Consider the following 15,344-nt stretch of genomic DNA (forward strand, 5'->3'; position numbering starts at 1 on the left):
TCTTTCAACCCGGAGGATTTATGAAAAAAGGCGAACTGATCGCTGAATTTGCGAAGCGTACCGAGATGTCGGGCGCCGCTGCGAATGACGCAGTGAACACCATCATCGACATCATCACCGAGCGTCTGAAAAAAGGCGACACGGTGGGTATCACCGGCTTCGGCACGTTCTCGGTCACCAAGCGCGCTGCCCGCAAGGGCCGCAACCCGGCAACCGGCGAAGTGATCAAGATCGCTGCGTCGAAGACGCCGCGCTTCGCTGCCGGCGCGACCCTGAAGGCCGCCGTCAACCCGAAGAAGAAGTAAGCAGTACCCGCGGCTGGCCGCGGCCGTCCGGCAAGCGCCGGCGCCGTGCGCCATGCCCGCGTATCCTTCCTCTCCCCTTCCGCTTCCTTCCCATGAGCTTCGCCACCTGGATCACCTTCGTCATCGCAGGCTCGCTGATCGCCATTTCGCCCGGCTCCGGCGCCATCCTGTCGATGTCGCACGGCCTCGCCTACGGGCTGAAAAAGGCCAGCGCCACCGTGCTGGGCCTGCAACTGGGCCTCGTGCTCGTGCTGGTGATCGCCGGCGCCGGCGTCGGTTCGCTGCTGGTCGCGTCGGAAACCGCGTTCACCATCGTGAAGATCGTCGGCGCGCTGTACCTGATCTGGCTCGGCATCGCCCAGTGGCGCGCGAAGGCGGAAGTGTCGAACGTCTCGACGGCCGGCCTCGCGGCGCACCCGTCGTTCGGCCGCCGCGTATTGACCGGCTTCCTCACCAACGCGACCAATCCGAAGGGCATCATCTTCATGGTCGCCGTGCTGCCGCAATTCATCTCGAACGCGGCGCCCGTGCTGCCGCAGCTGGCGATCCTGGGCGTCACGATGGTCACCATCGACACCACGGTCATGCACGGCTACGCCCTGCTGGCAGCGACGATGCAGCGCTGGTTCCGCGACCCGCGCGCCGTCAAGGTCCAGAACCGGTTCTTTGGCGCCGTGCTGATGGCGGTCGGCGCGCTGATGTTCTTCGTCAAGCCTGCCCACGCCTGAGCGCGGAAACATTTCGCAACCATTTGTAATTCGTGTCGTCGTTTCGTACGCTCGTGCGTTGTAATGCAGGAGACGCAATCCGTCGCGTCTACCAACAAGAATACGAGCTCATTCCCGCCCTGGAGACATCATGCCGAACCGCGTCGCGCAAACCGCCGTCCTCCTCGCCTTCTCCACCCTGACGGCGCTCGCCGTGGCGGCCGATCCGCCGGCGCGCGTGGGCCGCGTCGCGCTGGCCCAGGGCCAGGTCACCATCGGCAGCGACATCGGCGCGGAGATGATGGCCGCGCAGGTCAACTGGCCAGTCACGTCGGGCAATACGGTCAGCACGGCGGCCGGCAGCCGCACGGAACTGCGCGTCGGTTCGACGTCGATCCGCCTGGACGGCGATTCGTCGCTGGAAGTGCTGCAGATGGACGACGATTCCCTGCGCCTGCGCCTGCACTACGGCAGCGCCAGCGTGCGCGTGCTGGGCGCGGATATCGTCGCCGGCTTCGAACTCGAGACCCCGCAGGCGCGCGTGCGCCTGCAGCAGCCCGGCCGCGTGCGCGTGGACGCGGAGCGCGTGCGCGACACCAGCTTCGTCACCGTGTTCGACGGCACGGCGCTCGTCGAGGACGGCGATTCGCAGCTGACCCTGCGCGCCGGGCGCCGCGCCGAGGTGGGCGATGCCGACGTGCGCACCATGGCCGCCGTGCGTGACGATTTCGACGAGTGGGCCCTCGTGCGCGACCGCTACGAGGACAATGCCGCATCAAGCCGCTACGTGACGACCGAGATGACGGGCTACGAAGACCTCGACCGCTACGGCAGCTGGCGCGAGGATCCGGAATACGGCCCGCTGTGGACCCCGACCGTGGCCTCCACGTGGGTGCCGTACCGCGACGGCAGCTGGACCTGGCTCGATCCGTGGGGCTGGACCTGGGTCGACAACGCGCCGTGGGGCTATGCGCCGTTCCACTACGGCCGCTGGGTGCATGTGCACAACCGCTGGGCCTGGGCGCCGGGCCGCCGTCACGAGCACCTGGTCTGGGCACCGGCGCTCGTCGGCTGGGTCGGCGGCGCCGGCTGGAACCTCACGTTCCGCGACCGCAACCGCCCGCTGCCCGCCGCCGGCTGGTATCCGCTGACGCCGCACGACCGCTACGTGCCCACGTGGCGCGCGCCCGACCACCATCTGCGCTGGCTGAACGAACACGTGCGCGACAACCCGCGCCGTCCGCGCGACTACCGCCCGCAAGGCCTCACGGTCCTCCCGCAGGACCGCTTCGACCGGCCGGGCCGCGTGAACGTCCCGCGCACGCCCATCACGACCGTGCCGCCCGTGCTGGTGCACAACGTCCCGACGGGCGCGCCGCCGGCCGCCCCGGTGAGGCCGAACCGGCCGAACCGCCCGGACCGTCCGGACCGTCCGGATCGCGACGGGGACGGCATCCGCGGCCCGGTCGCCATCGGCCGCATGGAGGGCCGCCACGCGGACCCGGGCCGCGAGCGCCGCATCGAGACGGCACGCGCCGAGCGGGCACGCGCCGAGCGCGACGGCTTTATCGCCCAGCGCCCGCAAGGCCAGGTGATCACGGCGCCGCCGGTCAATTCGGCACCAGCACAGGGGTTGCCGGTCACGAGTCCGACGCCACACCTGCCGCCGCAGCCGCTGAGCACCGTGACGAGCCCGACGCCGCACCTGCCGCCGCAAGCGCTGTCGACGGCCAGCCCGACGATCCAGCAGCCGCAGGCGAGGCCGCCGGCGGGCGTCCCCGGCGCCTGGCAGCGCGACCGCATCGACCGCGAGCGCGACCGGATGGAGCGCGACGCCCGCCGCGACGAACGCCGCGAACAACTGGAAGAATGGCGCCGCAACCGCCAGCCGGCGCAGCAGGCCCAGCCGCAGCCCCAGCCGCAGCCGCAGCCGCAGCCACGCATCGAGCGTCCGGCCCCGCCGCCTGTGCAAATGGCGCCGCGTCCGGCACCCGCCCCTGCGCCGGCCCCGCCGCCCGTGCAGATGGCCCCGCGTCCGGCACCCGTCGCGGCACCGGCCCCGGCACCCGCGCCGGCCAGGTCCGAGGAACGGCGCCACGTCGACCAGCGCGGCCGGGACCAGAAAGAGCGTTGATCCGGGCGGAAACGGGGCGGTTTGGCTACAATGCTGTTTTACAAAAGGAGTGGCCATGGACCCGAAAGATTCCCTCATCGAATACCCGAGCGATTTCCCGATCAAGGTCATGGGCCCGACGCACGACGAGTTCGCCAACACGATCGTCGAAGTCGTCACCATCCACGATCCGACTTTCCATGCCGGCAAGATGGAAGTGCGGCCGTCGGCCAAGGGCGCCTATACGGGCCTGACCGTGATCGTGCGCGCCACCAGCCGCGAAATGCTCGACAACCTGTACCGCGAACTGTCGTCGCATCCGATGGTCAAGATCGTTCTGTAAACCTGGTGTTGCTTCCGGCCCGTCGGCCGGAAGGGGTTTATAACGCCAGCCATCAGGCTGGCTTATAATGACGGGTACTCTCTCTTCACAGACCCTATCCATGCAAGCGAACCAGCCGGCTATCCGTGAGCTTGGCCGCGCCGACTACGAACCCGTTTTTGCCGCGATGCGCACCTTCACGGATGCGCGCACGCCCGACACGCCCGACGAGTTGTGGATCGTCGAGCATCCGCCCGTGTTCACGCTCGGGCTGGGCGCCGACCGCGGCCACCTGCTGAGCGTCGGCGCGCACGACGTGCCCGTCGTGCAGACCGACCGCGGCGGCGAAGTCACGTACCACGGTCCCGGCCAGGTCGTGATCTATCTGCTGATGGACCTGCGCCGCAACAAGCCCGGCGGCAAGTTGTATGCGCGGCAATTTGTCCACAAGATCGAGCAGGCCGTGATCGATGTGCTGGCGGCGTATAATCTTGCCGGTGAACGCGTCGAAGGCGCGCCCGGCATCTATATCGCCGACGGTCCGCGCAAGGGCGCCAAGATCGCCGCGCTGGGCCTGAAGGTACGCGGCAACGGCTGCACCTACCACGGCGTCTCGCTGAACGTGGCGATGGATCTGGCGCCGTTCACCTGGATCAACCCGTGCGGCTATTCCGGCCTGGCCACGGTGGACATGAAAACGATGGGCGTCGACGTGCCGCTGGCCGACGTACAGCAAGCCCTCGCTGCCGCGCTGATCGACCATCTGTCCACGGCACCCTCTTCAACCGCAGCGGTCGCGCAGGCCGCAACCAACTGACTACGCACATGACTTCTCCAATCGACACCGGCACCGCAGCAGCAGAATCCGCAGCAAATGCGTACAACGCGAGCGAAAAGCAGAAAGGCGCGAGCAAGACGTCGCGCATCCCGATCAAGATCGTGCCGCTCGAACAACACGAGCGCCTGAAGAAGCCGGACTGGATCCGTGTAAAAGCCGCAAGCCCGTCGTCGCGCTTCTACGAGATCAAGGACATCCTGCGCGCCAACAACCTCGTCACCGTGTGCGAGGAAGCGAGCTGCCCGAATATCGGCGAATGCTTCGGCAAGGGCACCGCGACCTTCATGATCATGGGCGACAAGTGCACGCGCCGCTGCCCGTTCTGCGACGTGGGCCACGGCCGCCCGGACCCGCTCGACGTCAACGAGCCGGGGAATCTCGCCAAGACCATCGCCGACCTGCGCCTGTCGTACGTCGTGATCACCTCGGTCGACCGCGACGACCTGCGTGACGGCGGCGCCGGCCACTTCGTCGAGTGCATCCAGAAGACCCGTGCGCTGTCGCCGAACACGAAGATCGAAGTGCTCGTGCCGGACTTCCGCGGCCGCCTGGAAAAAGCGTTGAACATCTTCGCCGACGGCCTGCCGGACGTGATGAACCACAACCTGGAAACCGTGCCGCGCCTGTACAAGGAAGCGCGTCCGGGCGCCGACTACCAGCACTCGCTGGTGCTGCTGCGCGACTTCAAGAAGATGTACCCGAACGCCGTCACGAAGTCCGGCCTGATGGTCGGCCTGGGCGAAACCGACGAGGAAATCCTGGAAGTCATGCGCGACATGCGCGCGCACGACATCGACATGCTGACCATCGGCCAGTACCTGGCCCCGTCGAACTCGCACCTGCCGGTGCGCCGCTACGTCCACCCCGACACGTTTAAAATGTTCGAGGAGAAGGCGTACGAGATGGGCTTCGTGCACGCGGCCGTCGGCGCGATGGTGCGTTCGTCGTATCACGCGGACCAGCAGGCGCATGAGGCAGGCGTAGCAGCGTAAGCCGAAGTCCGCAGCAGTAACCCGTCGTCCCCGCGCAGGCGGGGATCCAAGTTCTTGGCGTTTCGTCAGCGCAAGCAAATTGGGTCCCCGCCTCCGCGGGGACGACGTTTTTATGCTACCCGCGCTATATTGGACACATGAGCGAACACCACCCCCGTTTGACCCCTTCCGACGACAACACCCAGGACGACGACGCGTTCCTCGAACGCGAGCTGGGGCTGCACGCCCGCGGTGTCGAGCTGGTCCGCATGGAAGGCCGCGTCTTCCTGCGCTTTGCCGGCGCCGTGCGCGTGGACGGCCTGCACGTCGAGTATCGCCTCGTGCCGTCGCGCGGCGTGCTGGCCAAGCCGAGCAAGTGGCGCAAGATGGACCTGCTGGCCCGGCGCGCGCTCGTCGAGGAGCGGGCCACGCGCGACGCCGTCGACGACCTGAACCAGGAGGTCGAGGAATTCGTGCGCGAAATCGCCGACCAGGCCGACGAGTTCGGCTTCGACCCGATGCTGTTCCTGCACGTGCTGGAGGAGCTGGAAACGTCCGAGCCGGCCGAGTTCGTGTTCGACCGCATCCGCCAGCGCCTGCTGCACGCCGGCGAGCGCGAGCAGGAAGAGCGCCACGCCGCGCGCACCAAGGAAAGCATCAACCTGGCCGAGTATCCGGCGTCGTTCGACGTGGCCAACAAGATGGCGCGCCGCTTCATCGCGCTGCTGGGCCCGACCAATTCCGGCAAGACGCACCGCGCGATGGAACACCTGGCGCAGGCCGACAGCGGCGTCTACCTCGCGCCGCTGCGTCTGCTCGCGCTGGAAAACTACGAGCGCCTGCAGAACACGGTCGATGCGGATGGCGAACCCATCAAGGTCAGCCTGATCACGGGCGAGGAACGCCGCCTGGCGGAAGGGGCGACGCACGTAGCGAGCACCGTCGAGATGCTGGACACGAAGACGCCCGTGCAGGTCGCCGTCATCGACGAGATCCAGATGCTGGCCGACCGCGACCGCGGCGCTGCCTGGACGGCCGCCGTGTGCGGTGCGCCGGCGTCGACTGTGTACCTCGTCGGCGCGCCGGAAGCGCGGCGCGCGATCGAGGCGCTGGCCGAGCGCCTGGAGTGTCCGCTCGAAGTCCACGTGCTGAAACGCAAGGCGCCGCTGTCGATGGAACCCGGCGCCGTGCGCAAGCTGAGGAACCTGAAGCGGGGCGACGCCGTCATCGCGTTCTCGCGGCGCGAGGTGCTGATGTGGCGCGACATGATCACGGAAATGGGCCTGTCCGTCGCAACCGTCTACGGTAATCTGTCTCCGGAAGTGCGGCGCGCGCAGGCCGAGCGGTTCCGCGAAGGGCAGGCCGACATCGTCGTCGGCACGGACGCCCTCGCGATGGGTTTGAACATGCCGATCCAGCGCATCGTGATGACAACGGCCGTCAAGTACAACGGTGTCGAGGAAGAAGAAATCTCGGCCGCGCTCGCCAAGCAGATCGCCGGCCGCGCGGGCCGCTACGGCGTGCACGAGGAAGGATTCGTGGCCGGTTATGACGACGACACGCACGAGGTCATGCGCTCGTTGATGAAGGAAAAGATCCCGCCCGTGCCGGCCAGCGGTTTCGCGGTCGCCCCGTCGCTGGAGCAATTGCACCGCATCTCGTCGGTGACGGGCGAGACGTCGCTGGTGAAATTGCTGAAACGCTTCGTGCACAACATCGACGTGCCGGACGGCTTTTTCTACCCGCGCATCACGGAAGAACAGAACGAGCGCGCGGAGTGGCTCGATACGCTGGACCTGAGCGTGGCGGAGAAATTCACGATGTCGCTCGTGCCCATTTCGACCAGGGTGCCGACCTTGGAAAGCGCGTGGTCGCACTGGGCGCAGTCGCTGGCGAAGCGGAAGGTCTGCAAGCTCCAGCCCCATCCGCAGGAATTGTTCTGGCAAAACCTGCAGGAAGTCGAGGACACGTGCCGCATGTACTCGGCCTATGCCTGGCTCGGCTATCGGATGCCGGAATTCTTCCCCAGCATCGAGGAAGCGCAGACGCTGGCGCGCGAAGCGTCCGAGCGTGTCGATGCGCTGTTGCAGCAGCAGAACGCGGCGACGCGCAAGCGGCAGGCCAAGAAGGAGCGGGGGCGCTGGTAAGCAGCCCGGTTCATGGCAGCTGCCGGGCCCGCCCGACGGCTTCCAGCCACTCTTCCCACAAGGCCGGATCGCTCGTCCGGCCGTCTTCATCCAGCCGGTAGCCGGCCAGCAGGTCGGCCAGGTCGCTCGATTCCGTCAGGGCGACTTCGCGTTCGAGAAAGGCGAGCATGGCGCGGTAGGCCTGCTCGACCGTCAATGGTTGGTTGTTCGCATCCATGGTCGTCTCCGTGTCATGACGCCAGCTTACGCCGATGTGCGCCGGTCGGGGCGACTCTTCACTTCGACCCGGTGCACGCCCGGGATGGCGCGCAGGCGGTCGAGCAACGCGTGGAATTCCGCCTCGGACATGCGCGAGAACGCGATGAGGACGTCGTCCAGGTTCCCCGTCTCCTCGCTCTGCTGGACGATGAACGTGCCGATGCGGTTCGTCACCGGACCGAGTTCCTTCTCCAGCACGTGCAGCGTGAGCCGGCCCCGCTCGGCCGACAGCACCAGTTCGCGCTTTTGCCTGGACGAGAAATAGCGTTGCTCCAACGGTTTCATCGCGGCCAGGATGAACAGGATGATGGTCGTGCCCGCGACTGCCGCCACGTACAGGCCGCCGCCCACCGCCAGGCCGACGGCCGCCACCGACCACAGGCTGGCGGCCGTCGTGAGGCCGCGCACGACGTCGCCGCGCAGCAGGATCGATCCCGCCCCCAGGAAGCCGATGCCGGACACGACCTGGGCTGCCACGCGCGACGGGTCGAGCGAAATATGGTCGTGGTTCAATACGTCGTTGAAGCCATAGGCCGAAACGATCATGATCAGGCAGGAACTGACGCAGACCAGCATGTGTGTCCGCAACCCCGCCGCCCAGGACAGGCGCTCGCGCTCGAACCCGATGGCCCCGCCCAGCAGGGCCGCAAGGCACAGGCGCGCGACGAGTTCGGCTTCCGGCAGCATGGTGGATGTGTTGATGAGATCCAAAGAGCCATCTTAGCACCGGGCCCGGCTGGCCGGCGCACACCGTCACGGCAGGCAGCGCGCGGCAATGCCCGGACCGCCAGGGCCGGCGTTTGCGATGTCGGCGGGCGGATAGCCATTGCCCAGTGCCAGTGTCTGTCCGCCTTCGTAGCGCAGGCGTAACTGGTCGCCGGAATAGTCGGGCAGCGCGCGCGGCACGTAGACGGCGAAGCGGTAATGCAGCTGCGCGTAATAGCCGTGCCGGAAGACCTGGCTCGACGGCCCGCGCTGGAGTTCGGCCGCGATCGCATCCGCGAGGGCGCCGGTGTCGAAGCGGCTGTTGATGTCGGCCGTGTCTTCCAGCCGCAGCGTGTACGGCCGCAGCGGTCCGTAGCGCTGGTCGCCGTATTGCACGCGCAGGCGGTCGGCGTCGAAATAAAAACTCGGAATGTTGGCGCCCGTGACGTCCAGGTCGCACAGCAGGAACACGGCCCAGAATCCGTGCGAATCCAGCGGCAGCACGAACTGGACGGGCGCGCGGTTCGGCAGCGCGACGGGCGTGGTGAAATCGATCCGGTGAACGTTGGCGACGTGCTGGTAATGCAACACCACGGTGTTGCGCAGACCGGTGTCCATGCTGCTGCAGCCTGCTGCCGTCAGCAGGCCCGCAACGAGCACGTACGTGATCAGCTTGCGCATCGCCTTCTCCTTTGCCGGCATCAAGCTTGGGCCGAACAGGACCTCGGCGTTTGCGGGAGGTCAGCGGTGCGCGGGAACGTCAGGACTTCAGGGATTTCTGCAGCAATGCGTGCAGCGATGCAAAATCCGGCTCGCCCAGGTAGCGCTTGAGGATCTTGCCATCCTTGCCGATGACGAAAGTGGTCGGCGTCATGTTGACGTCACCAAACTGCTTGGCCAGGTCGCCGCCGGAATCGAGGGCCACCTTGAACGGCAGCTTGCGCGTCTCGGTATAGTTCAACACATAGTCCGGCCGATCGTAACTCATCGCCACGGCGACGAATTCCAGGCCGTCCTGCTTGAACTTGTTGTACGTCTCGACCATCTGCGGCATTTCTTTCACGCAGGTGGCGCACGACGTCGCCCAGAAATTGACCATGACAACCTTGCCCCGCAGCTCCTGCGAGCTGATCTTCTGGCCGGCGATGGTGATGAACGTGACGTCGGGCGCCTGCTGCTGCTGGCTGAACGTGGCGTAACCGATGCCCGCGAGCGCCAGTACGGCCGCGCCGATGGCGGCTGGCTTGATCCAGGTGCGTTGTGAGGTGGTCATGGTCTCATCCCATCATCCGGTGTGTTACGACGTGCCCCGCGGCTCGGGTTGCTGCTGTTGCGGCGGCGACATCGAGCGCAGGTCTTCTTCGCTGATGTACTCGAACATTTTAACCACGCGCATGACGCCCGACACGCCCTGGGCAACATCGGCGGCGATATTGCCTTCGCGCTGAGTCACGAGACCCATCAGGTAGACGGTGCCGCCCTCCGTCACGACCTGGAACGAGGTGGCCGACACGGTCTTCTTGTCCGCGAGGCTGAGCTTGACCTTGCTGGTGATAAGGGCGTCGCTGGCGCGCGACGTGTAGCTGGACGGGCCGGCGATCTGCAGTTCGTTGATGACGTTATCGACATTGGTAATGCCGCGCACTTCGTTTTCCACTGCGCGCTTCATCGCCTCGTCCTTCACCTCGCCGGTCAGCAGCACCTTGCGGTTGTAGCTGTTGATGTTGACGTGGCCGGCGTCGCCGACGATGTTGCCCATGCGGGCCGCGGCTTTCAGTTCGATGCCCTTGTCCTCGGTCTGCGCGCCCAGTGTGCGGCGGTCGGCCGTCGCGACGGCGCCGCTGACGGCGGCACCTGCCACGACCGCGACGCAGCCTTGCAGGGACGACAGCAGGGCCACGCACAGCACGGCCTTCGACAGGGGACGCAGCACGGCGCCGGCGTTAATTTGCATCTTCTTCTCCGAACAGGGCGACGTCGAGACCGTCGCAGATACTGTGGATCGCGACCAGGTGGACTTCCTGGATGCGGGCGGTGCGGGAATGCGGCACGTTGATGTGGACGTCGGCGTCGGTCAGCATCTGGGCGATCTTGCCGCCGTCCTTGCCGGTCAGGGCGACGACGCGCATCTCGCGCTCCAGCGCGGCTTCGACGGCGGCCAGCACGTTGCCCGAGTTGCCCGACGTGGAAATCGCCAGCAGGATGTCGCCGGCCTGGCCGAACGCCTGCACCTGCTTGCTGAAGATTTCGTTGAAACTGTAGTCGTTGCCGACGGCCGTGATGATCGACGTGTCGGTGGTGAGCGCGATCGCCGGCAGCGGGAAGCGTTCGCGCTCGAAGCGGCCGACCAGTTCGGCGGCGAAGTGCTGCGAGTCGCCGGCCGAGCCGCCGTTGCCGCATGAGAGGATTTTGTTGCCGTTGGAAAGCGCATTGAACATCAGCTCAATCGCTTGAGAAATCGGTTGTGCAAGGAGATTCGCCGACTTCATCTTGAGTTCGGCGCTTTCCTGGAAGTGGGCGAGGATGCGTTGAGTATTCATGGTCAAAGATTATAGTGCAGTGGCAATGCCCGGCGATCAAGGCCAGCAAAAAATGCTTACACTTCAATGGCGTTCCTTAACCATTCGACATGGTTACCATCGATGGCGACGACGTCGATGCGGCAGGGCGGCAGGCGATTGAAGCGTTGTAGATAAAACTGGGCGGCGCGGATGATGCGGCGGATTTTCGCCGGACCGATGCTTTCCGCCGCGCTGACCGGAGCCCCGGCCGCGCGCTGGCGTACTTCGACGAACACGAGCGTGGCGCCGTCGCGCAGGATCAGGTCGATTTCTCCCAGCTTGCACTGGAAATTCGCTTCCACCAGCACGAGGCCGTGGCGCTCGAGATGGGCCAGGGCCACGTCTTCCCACGCGCGTCCCTGCTCCTGCTTGCGCGACAGCCGGGTCGGCCACATGTCAGCGGCCTTTGACGGGCTCGAATGCGCCGCCGCGGACCACGACGGCCGCCTCGACCCGCTGCAGTTGCAATTGCCCGTCGGGGCCGGCGACCACGTCGAGCCGGCCTGTGACGCCATCGATGTTGAACGGCGCGCCATCCCGCAGTGCCAGTTCGCGCGCGACGCGGAAGGCGTCGATGCCGAGGGCATATAAACGGTCCATGTCGAGCGGCTGTTCCGTATCCAGCGGGCGCGGGTAGACCATCACGGCCGGGTGGTCGGGCAGCACGATCCACGGCAGGTCGAGGATGCGTACGCCGTCGAGGCCGGGCGCATCCGGCGCCGTCGACCGCCCCGGATTCGCCGCGCCGCCGCCATAGCAGGGGATCGCGGCGGCCAGCGCACGCACGGGGCGCAGCGCGGCGCTGTCGAGTGCGGCGAACAGCAGGTCGGGCGGGTCGATCTCCAGTTTCTGCTTCAGTTCCCCGATGGCAGCCTTGCCCCCTTCGCCGGACGGGATCGCGAAACGCTGGTTCGTGTGGCCCAGCCGGACCCAGCGCGCCTCGAACGCGCTGGCCGCCCGCTGCGCCCAGGCCGCGCCGCCCGTGAGGACCAGGGCACGGCCGTGCGGATGCTCGCGCGCGGCCCATTCCGCCACCTCGCGCGCCTCGTCCTCGATCGACAGGCCGGCCACGAGCATCCCCCGTGGCACACTGGATCGGCCTTCCGGCACGCTCAGCACGACGGTCGGCCGCGTGACGGCATCGCTGTCGGCCAGCGCCGCCACGGCGGAACGCGCGAGCGGACCGACGATGATGTCGCTGGCCACCGCCGCGCGCGCGTACGCGTCGAGCACGTCGCGCGGTGCGTCGCCCGTCGAGACGACCTCGGCCTTGAAGCCAGTGCCGTCCCGTTCCATGCTCGCCATGAAGCCGGCGCGAACCGCTTCGGCGGCCGTTGCCAGCGTGCTGGATCGCATCGGCAGCAGCAGGGCGATGCGGATGGGGGCGGCGGACGGTGGCGGCGGTGGCGCGGGTTCGTTCGGTGGCGGCCGGGCCGGGCGCGGCTGGATGGCGGGATCCAGCATCGCGAGGAGGGGCGCGTGCGCACTTGTGTTAGTGTCCACGGACGCGCACAATCGCTGCGGCCCGGCACATGGCGTGCCGGCAAGGGCGTGGCCACCGACACTCATCATGATGAGCAGCCAGGCCAGCCGGGCGCACAGTGCCTCGAGAATCTTCATCCGTATCCCCAACATGACAGAAACCCAGTCCAGCCAGATCGCCCAACTGCCCGTCATGGGCGAGGCCGCCCAGCAGTCCTATCCTACCGCAACGCTTTACGTGGTGGCCACACCCATCGGCAACGTCACCGACATCACCCTTCGGGCGCTGCACGTGCTGCTGCTGGCCGACGTCGTCGCCTGCGAGGACACGCGCAAGACCGGTACGCTGCTGACCCGTTTCGGCCTGAACAAGCAGATGATCGCCGCGCACCAGCACAACGAACGCGAGGTTGCCGAGAAACTCGTCACGCGCCTGCGCGCGGGCGAGCGCGTGGCGCTCGTGTCGGATGCGGGCACGCCGGCCGTGTCCGACCCGGGCGCACGCATCGTCGACGCCGTGCGCGACGCCGGCCTGCACGTCGTGCCCGTGCCCGGCTCGTCGGCTGCCGTCGCGGCGCTGTCGGCGAGTGGCCTCGTGAACGACCGCTTCTATTTTGTCGGCTTCCTGCCCGCGAAGACGAAGCAGCGCGAATCGGAACTGGCCACGCTCAAGGCCGTGCCGGCGACGCTCGTGTTCTATGAGGCACCGCATCGCATCACGGACTGTGTGGAATCTCTCGTCGCCGCATTCGAGCCGACGCGCCAGGTGGTCTTTGCACGCGAGCTGACGAAATTGTTCGAGGAAATCCACCGCTGCCCGCTTGCCGACGCGCTGGCCTGGGTGAAGGCCGACGCGAACCGCGAGCGCGGCGAATTTGTCGTGCTGGTCGAAGGCGCGCAGACGGAGGACGACGAAGGCGACGTCGAAGCGGAGCGCGTGCTGCGCATCCTGCTGGAAGAGTGTTCGGTGAAACAGGCTGCCGCGCTGGCGGCGCAGATTACCGGGAAGAAGAAGAACGCGTTGTACGAGCGGGCGTTGCAGATCAAGGGCGCGGACTGACAGCGCTAATTAACCGTCGTTCCCGCGCAGGCGGGAACCTAATTTAAGCTAGCGTATCGCCAAAAACTTGGATTCCCGCCTGCGCGGGAATGACGTGCTTGGTTTAGCGATGCTGTCACTTGTGCGGTTCGCCTACCATTTACATCCACTATCCTTCTTGTCCATCGCCAGGAAGATCGGTGCCAGCAAGCCCCCGGGCACGCCATCCTTGCAATCCGGCCGCTTGGCCTGCTTGATCGCCCGTTCGAACTTGCTTTCCGTTTGCAGCGCCGGTTTCGGCAGGCGTTCGAGCGCCGTGCCGACCTTGTCCGGATCGGGTTCGTTGGCCAGCTTCGTCGCCATGCCGCGCGCCATGCTGCGGGCCGCGTCGATGTCGAAATGCCGCGTCGTCGTCGCGGGTTCCGGCGGCGGCGCGGGCGTGTCCGGTGCCGGTTTCACGGCATAGGTTTCCTCGGTCGACTGGCGTTTTTCCACAGGCACGGCGATCACGGGGCGGGTTTTCCTTGCGGGCGGCTGCGCGTGTGGGATCGGTTTCGGCGGCTCCTCGGCCGGTTGCACTTGCACGGGCGGCGCGGCTTGCAGGCGGATCGTGAGCCGTTCCGGCGGCGCGGCGGGCAAGGTCGCGGCAGGCTGGCTATGGAACGCGAGCAGCAGCGCGTGCGCGAGCACCGACAGCGCGATGCCGGCCGCGATGCGGTTCATTTGCTTGCGGTCGGGGAGGGCGCCGTCGATGTTGTCGATTGCAAACGTCACGTCTTCACCTGTACGGAAAACCACGGATTCACGGGCTTTCCTTGACCTGGACAGTACCCGGACGGTATGATGGCTGTCTTCGGAGTGTAGCGCAGCCCGGTAGCGCATCTGGTTTGGGACCAGAGGGTCCAAGGTTCGAATCCTTGTACTCCGACCAGTATAGCAAGAGGCCGACGAGAGATCGTCGGCCTTTTTCATTTGTTACAACGTTCTCTTCGCCAACAATGCATTGCCGGCCCGGCTCGCGCCCTTGCGGCCGAGATGCTGCGAAATGAACGCGCCCGCCTCCACGACGATATCCAGGGCTATGCCCGTCTCGATCCCTAGTCCATTCAGCATGTAGACCACGTCCTCGGTCGCCACGTTGCCCGTCGCGCCCTTCGCATACGGGCAGCCGCCCAGGCCCGACACGGACGAGTGGAAGATCGTGACGCCCAGTTCCAGGCTGGCGTAGATGTTGGCGAGCGCCTGGCCGTAGGTGTCGTGGAAGTGGCCGGAGATGCGGTCCAGCGCGAAGGCGCGCGCCGCCGTCTCCATCACGGCCTGCGTCTTGCGCGGGGTCGAGACGCCGATCGTGTCGGCGATGTCGATCTCGTCGCAGCCCAGGTCGCGCATGCGGCCCACGACGTCCGCGACCGCATCCAGCGGTACGTCGCCCTGGTACGGGCAGCCGAACGCGCAGCTGATGCTGCCGCGCAGGCGCAGGCCGTTGTCCTTCGCCGCCTTCGCCACGGGTTCGAAACGGGCGATGGATTCCGCGATCGAGCAGTTGATGTTCCGCTGCGAGAACGCTTCCGACGCGGAACCGAAGATCACGACTTCATCGGCCTGCGCGGCGAGCGCCGCCTCGAAGCCCTGCATGTTCGGCGTCAGCGCGGAATACAGCGTGCCGGGACGGCGCGCGATGCCGGCCATGACCTCGGCACTCGTCGCCATCTGCGGCACCCATTTCGGCGAGACGAACGACGCCGCCTCGATGTTGGTGAAACCGGCGCGCGACAGGCGGTCGACCAGTTCGATCTTGACCGCGGCGGACACCGCTTCTTTTTCGTTCTGCAGCCCGTCGCGCGGGCCGACTTCGACGATCTTGACGTGTTTCGGCAGTTGGTTGTGCATGATGAT

At 66.7% G+C, this 15,344-nt stretch carries 18 protein-coding genes and 1 tRNA gene; 9 read left to right on the forward strand and 10 right to left on the reverse strand.

The window, feature by feature from the left end:
* Positions 1-20 precede the first annotated feature (20 nt).
* From ASD28_RS07550 to ASD28_RS07580, 7 genes are all read left to right on the forward strand, one after another.
* The gene (locus ASD28_RS07550; RefSeq protein ID WP_036239618.1) at positions 21-305 is read left to right on the forward strand and encodes an HU family DNA-binding protein; all 285 of its coding nucleotides are present in this window, start codon (positions 21-23) and stop codon (positions 303-305) included.
* A 92-nt stretch (positions 306-397) separates the two neighbouring features.
* Complete coding sequence (locus ASD28_RS07555; RefSeq protein ID WP_056125972.1) at positions 398-1,033, forward strand: LysE family transporter; 636 nt, start codon at positions 398-400, stop codon at positions 1,031-1,033.
* A gap of 130 nt (positions 1,034-1,163) precedes the next feature.
* A complete protein-coding gene (locus ASD28_RS07560; RefSeq protein WP_056125974.1) occupies positions 1,164-3,146 on the forward strand; it encodes a DUF6600 domain-containing protein in 1,983 nt (660 codons plus the stop codon).
* Positions 3,147-3,201: 55 nt separating this feature from the next.
* Positions 3,202-3,468: a DUF493 family protein gene (locus ASD28_RS07565; RefSeq protein ID WP_056125976.1), complete on the forward strand. Its 267-nt coding sequence runs from the start codon at positions 3,202-3,204 to the stop codon at positions 3,466-3,468.
* A 100-nt stretch (positions 3,469-3,568) separates the two neighbouring features.
* A complete protein-coding gene (lipB, locus tag ASD28_RS07570; RefSeq protein WP_056125979.1) occupies positions 3,569-4,264 on the forward strand; it encodes a lipoyl(octanoyl) transferase LipB in 696 nt (231 codons plus the stop codon).
* Between the two features lie 8 nt (positions 4,265-4,272).
* Entirely contained in the window at positions 4,273-5,277 is a 1,005-nt protein-coding gene (gene lipA, locus ASD28_RS07575) for a lipoyl synthase (RefSeq protein WP_036239623.1), read from the forward strand.
* A gap of 137 nt (positions 5,278-5,414) precedes the next feature.
* On the forward strand, positions 5,415-7,403 hold the full coding sequence (locus ASD28_RS07580) for a helicase-related protein (RefSeq protein ID WP_056125980.1): 1,989 nt from the start codon (positions 5,415-5,417) through the stop codon (positions 7,401-7,403).
* Between the two features lie 10 nt (positions 7,404-7,413).
* Here ASD28_RS07580 and ASD28_RS07585 read toward each other — a convergent pair whose 3' ends face one another.
* The 8 genes from ASD28_RS07585 to ASD28_RS07620 form a co-directional block, all read right to left on the reverse strand.
* Entirely contained in the window at positions 7,414-7,620 is a 207-nt protein-coding gene (locus ASD28_RS07585) for a hypothetical protein (RefSeq protein WP_056125982.1), read from the reverse strand.
* Positions 7,621-7,646: 26 nt separating this feature from the next.
* Positions 7,647-8,348 carry an MgtC/SapB family protein gene (locus ASD28_RS07590; protein WP_056125984.1) on the reverse strand — a complete coding sequence of 234 codons (702 nt, stop codon included), beginning with the start codon at positions 8,346-8,348 and terminating at the stop codon, positions 7,647-7,649.
* A 66-nt stretch (positions 8,349-8,414) separates the two neighbouring features.
* Entirely contained in the window at positions 8,415-9,047 is a 633-nt protein-coding gene (locus tag ASD28_RS07595) for a hypothetical protein (protein WP_056125986.1), read from the reverse strand.
* 79 nt (positions 9,048-9,126) lie between these two features.
* Positions 9,127-9,639 carry a peroxiredoxin gene (locus tag ASD28_RS07600; RefSeq protein ID WP_056125988.1) on the reverse strand — a complete coding sequence of 171 codons (513 nt, stop codon included), beginning with the start codon at positions 9,637-9,639 and terminating at the stop codon, positions 9,127-9,129.
* 24 nt (positions 9,640-9,663) lie between these two features.
* Positions 9,664-10,320: a BON domain-containing protein gene (locus tag ASD28_RS07605; RefSeq protein WP_056125990.1), complete on the reverse strand. Its 657-nt coding sequence runs from the start codon at positions 10,318-10,320 to the stop codon at positions 9,664-9,666.
* On the reverse strand, positions 10,310-10,906 hold the full coding sequence (locus tag ASD28_RS07610; protein ID WP_056125992.1) for a phosphoheptose isomerase: 597 nt from the start codon (positions 10,904-10,906) through the stop codon (positions 10,310-10,312). The genes ASD28_RS07605 and ASD28_RS07610 overlap by 11 nt, the downstream gene beginning before the upstream one ends.
* A 56-nt stretch (positions 10,907-10,962) precedes the next feature.
* Entirely contained in the window at positions 10,963-11,322 is a 360-nt protein-coding gene (locus tag ASD28_RS07615) for a YraN family protein (protein WP_056125994.1), read from the reverse strand.
* Between the two features lies 1 nt (position 11,323).
* Entirely contained in the window at positions 11,324-12,547 is a 1,224-nt protein-coding gene (locus ASD28_RS07620) for a penicillin-binding protein activator (protein ID WP_162252925.1), read from the reverse strand.
* Between the two features lie 13 nt (positions 12,548-12,560).
* Between ASD28_RS07620 and rsmI the strand changes: the two genes are divergently transcribed.
* A complete protein-coding gene (gene rsmI, locus ASD28_RS07625) occupies positions 12,561-13,469 on the forward strand; it encodes a 16S rRNA (cytidine(1402)-2'-O)-methyltransferase (protein ID WP_056125999.1) in 909 nt (302 codons plus the stop codon).
* Positions 13,470-13,601: 132 nt separating this feature from the next.
* Here the strand turns inward: rsmI and ASD28_RS07630 are convergent, their stop codons facing one another.
* Positions 13,602-14,222 (reverse strand): hypothetical protein, encoded by a 621-nt coding sequence (locus ASD28_RS07630; protein WP_156403918.1) that lies wholly within the window; start codon positions 14,220-14,222, stop codon positions 13,602-13,604.
* 80 nt (positions 14,223-14,302) lie between these two features.
* On the opposite strand from ASD28_RS07630, the gene ASD28_RS07635 reads away from it, so the two are divergent.
* A tRNA-Pro gene (locus ASD28_RS07635) sits at positions 14,303-14,379 on the forward strand.
* Positions 14,380-14,423: 44 nt separating this feature from the next.
* On the opposite strand, the gene ASD28_RS07640 is transcribed toward ASD28_RS07635, so the two are convergent.
* The gene (locus ASD28_RS07640; protein WP_056126002.1) at positions 14,424-15,338 is read right to left on the reverse strand and encodes a hydroxymethylglutaryl-CoA lyase; all 915 of its coding nucleotides are present in this window, start codon (positions 15,336-15,338) and stop codon (positions 14,424-14,426) included.
* Between the last annotated feature and the right edge of the window lie 6 nt (positions 15,339-15,344).

Source organism: Massilia sp. Root133, from assembly GCF_001426525.1.
Taxonomy (GTDB): Bacteria; Pseudomonadota; Gammaproteobacteria; order Burkholderiales; family Burkholderiaceae_D; genus Telluria; species Telluria orientalis.

Bases quoted from the DNA above. Each gene is read 5' to 3' on its own strand.
- ASD28_RS07595 (WP_056125986.1), bottom strand. From the start codon at position 9,047: ATGCGCAAGCTGATCACGTACGTGCTCGTTGCGGGCCTGCTGACGGCA.
- rsmI (WP_056125999.1), top strand. From the start codon at position 12,561: ATGACAGAAACCCAGTCCAGCCAGATCGCCCAACTGCCCGTCATGGGC.
- ASD28_RS07580 (WP_056125980.1), top strand. From the start codon at position 5,415: ATGAGCGAACACCACCCCCGTTTGACCCCTTCCGACGACAACACCCAG.
- ASD28_RS07550 (WP_036239618.1), top strand. From the start codon at position 21: ATGAAAAAAGGCGAACTGATCGCTGAATTTGCGAAGCGTACCGAGATG.
- ASD28_RS07615 (WP_056125994.1), bottom strand. From the start codon at position 11,322: ATGTGGCCGACCCGGCTGTCGCGCAAGCAGGAGCAGGGACGCGCGTGG.
- ASD28_RS07605 (WP_056125990.1), bottom strand. From the start codon at position 10,320: ATGCAAATTAACGCCGGCGCCGTGCTGCGTCCCCTGTCGAAGGCCGTG.
- lipB (WP_056125979.1), top strand. From the start codon at position 3,569: ATGCAAGCGAACCAGCCGGCTATCCGTGAGCTTGGCCGCGCCGACTAC.
- ASD28_RS07560 (WP_056125974.1), top strand. From the start codon at position 1,164: ATGCCGAACCGCGTCGCGCAAACCGCCGTCCTCCTCGCCTTCTCCACC.
- ASD28_RS07600 (WP_056125988.1), bottom strand. From the start codon at position 9,639: ATGACCACCTCACAACGCACCTGGATCAAGCCAGCCGCCATCGGCGCG.
- ASD28_RS07610 (WP_056125992.1), bottom strand. From the start codon at position 10,906: ATGAATACTCAACGCATCCTCGCCCACTTCCAGGAAAGCGCCGAACTC.
- ASD28_RS07620 (WP_162252925.1), bottom strand. From the start codon at position 12,547: ATGAAGATTCTCGAGGCACTGTGCGCCCGGCTGGCCTGGCTGCTCATC.
- ASD28_RS07640 (WP_056126002.1), bottom strand. From the start codon at position 15,338: ATGCACAACCAACTGCCGAAACACGTCAAGATCGTCGAAGTCGGCCCG.
- lipA (WP_036239623.1), top strand. From the start codon at position 4,273: ATGACTTCTCCAATCGACACCGGCACCGCAGCAGCAGAATCCGCAGCA.
- ASD28_RS07555 (WP_056125972.1), top strand. From the start codon at position 398: ATGAGCTTCGCCACCTGGATCACCTTCGTCATCGCAGGCTCGCTGATC.
- ASD28_RS07590 (WP_056125984.1), bottom strand. From the start codon at position 8,348: ATGCTGCCGGAAGCCGAACTCGTCGCGCGCCTGTGCCTTGCGGCCCTG.
- ASD28_RS07565 (WP_056125976.1), top strand. From the start codon at position 3,202: ATGGACCCGAAAGATTCCCTCATCGAATACCCGAGCGATTTCCCGATC.
- ASD28_RS07585 (WP_056125982.1), bottom strand. From the start codon at position 7,620: ATGGATGCGAACAACCAACCATTGACGGTCGAGCAGGCCTACCGCGCC.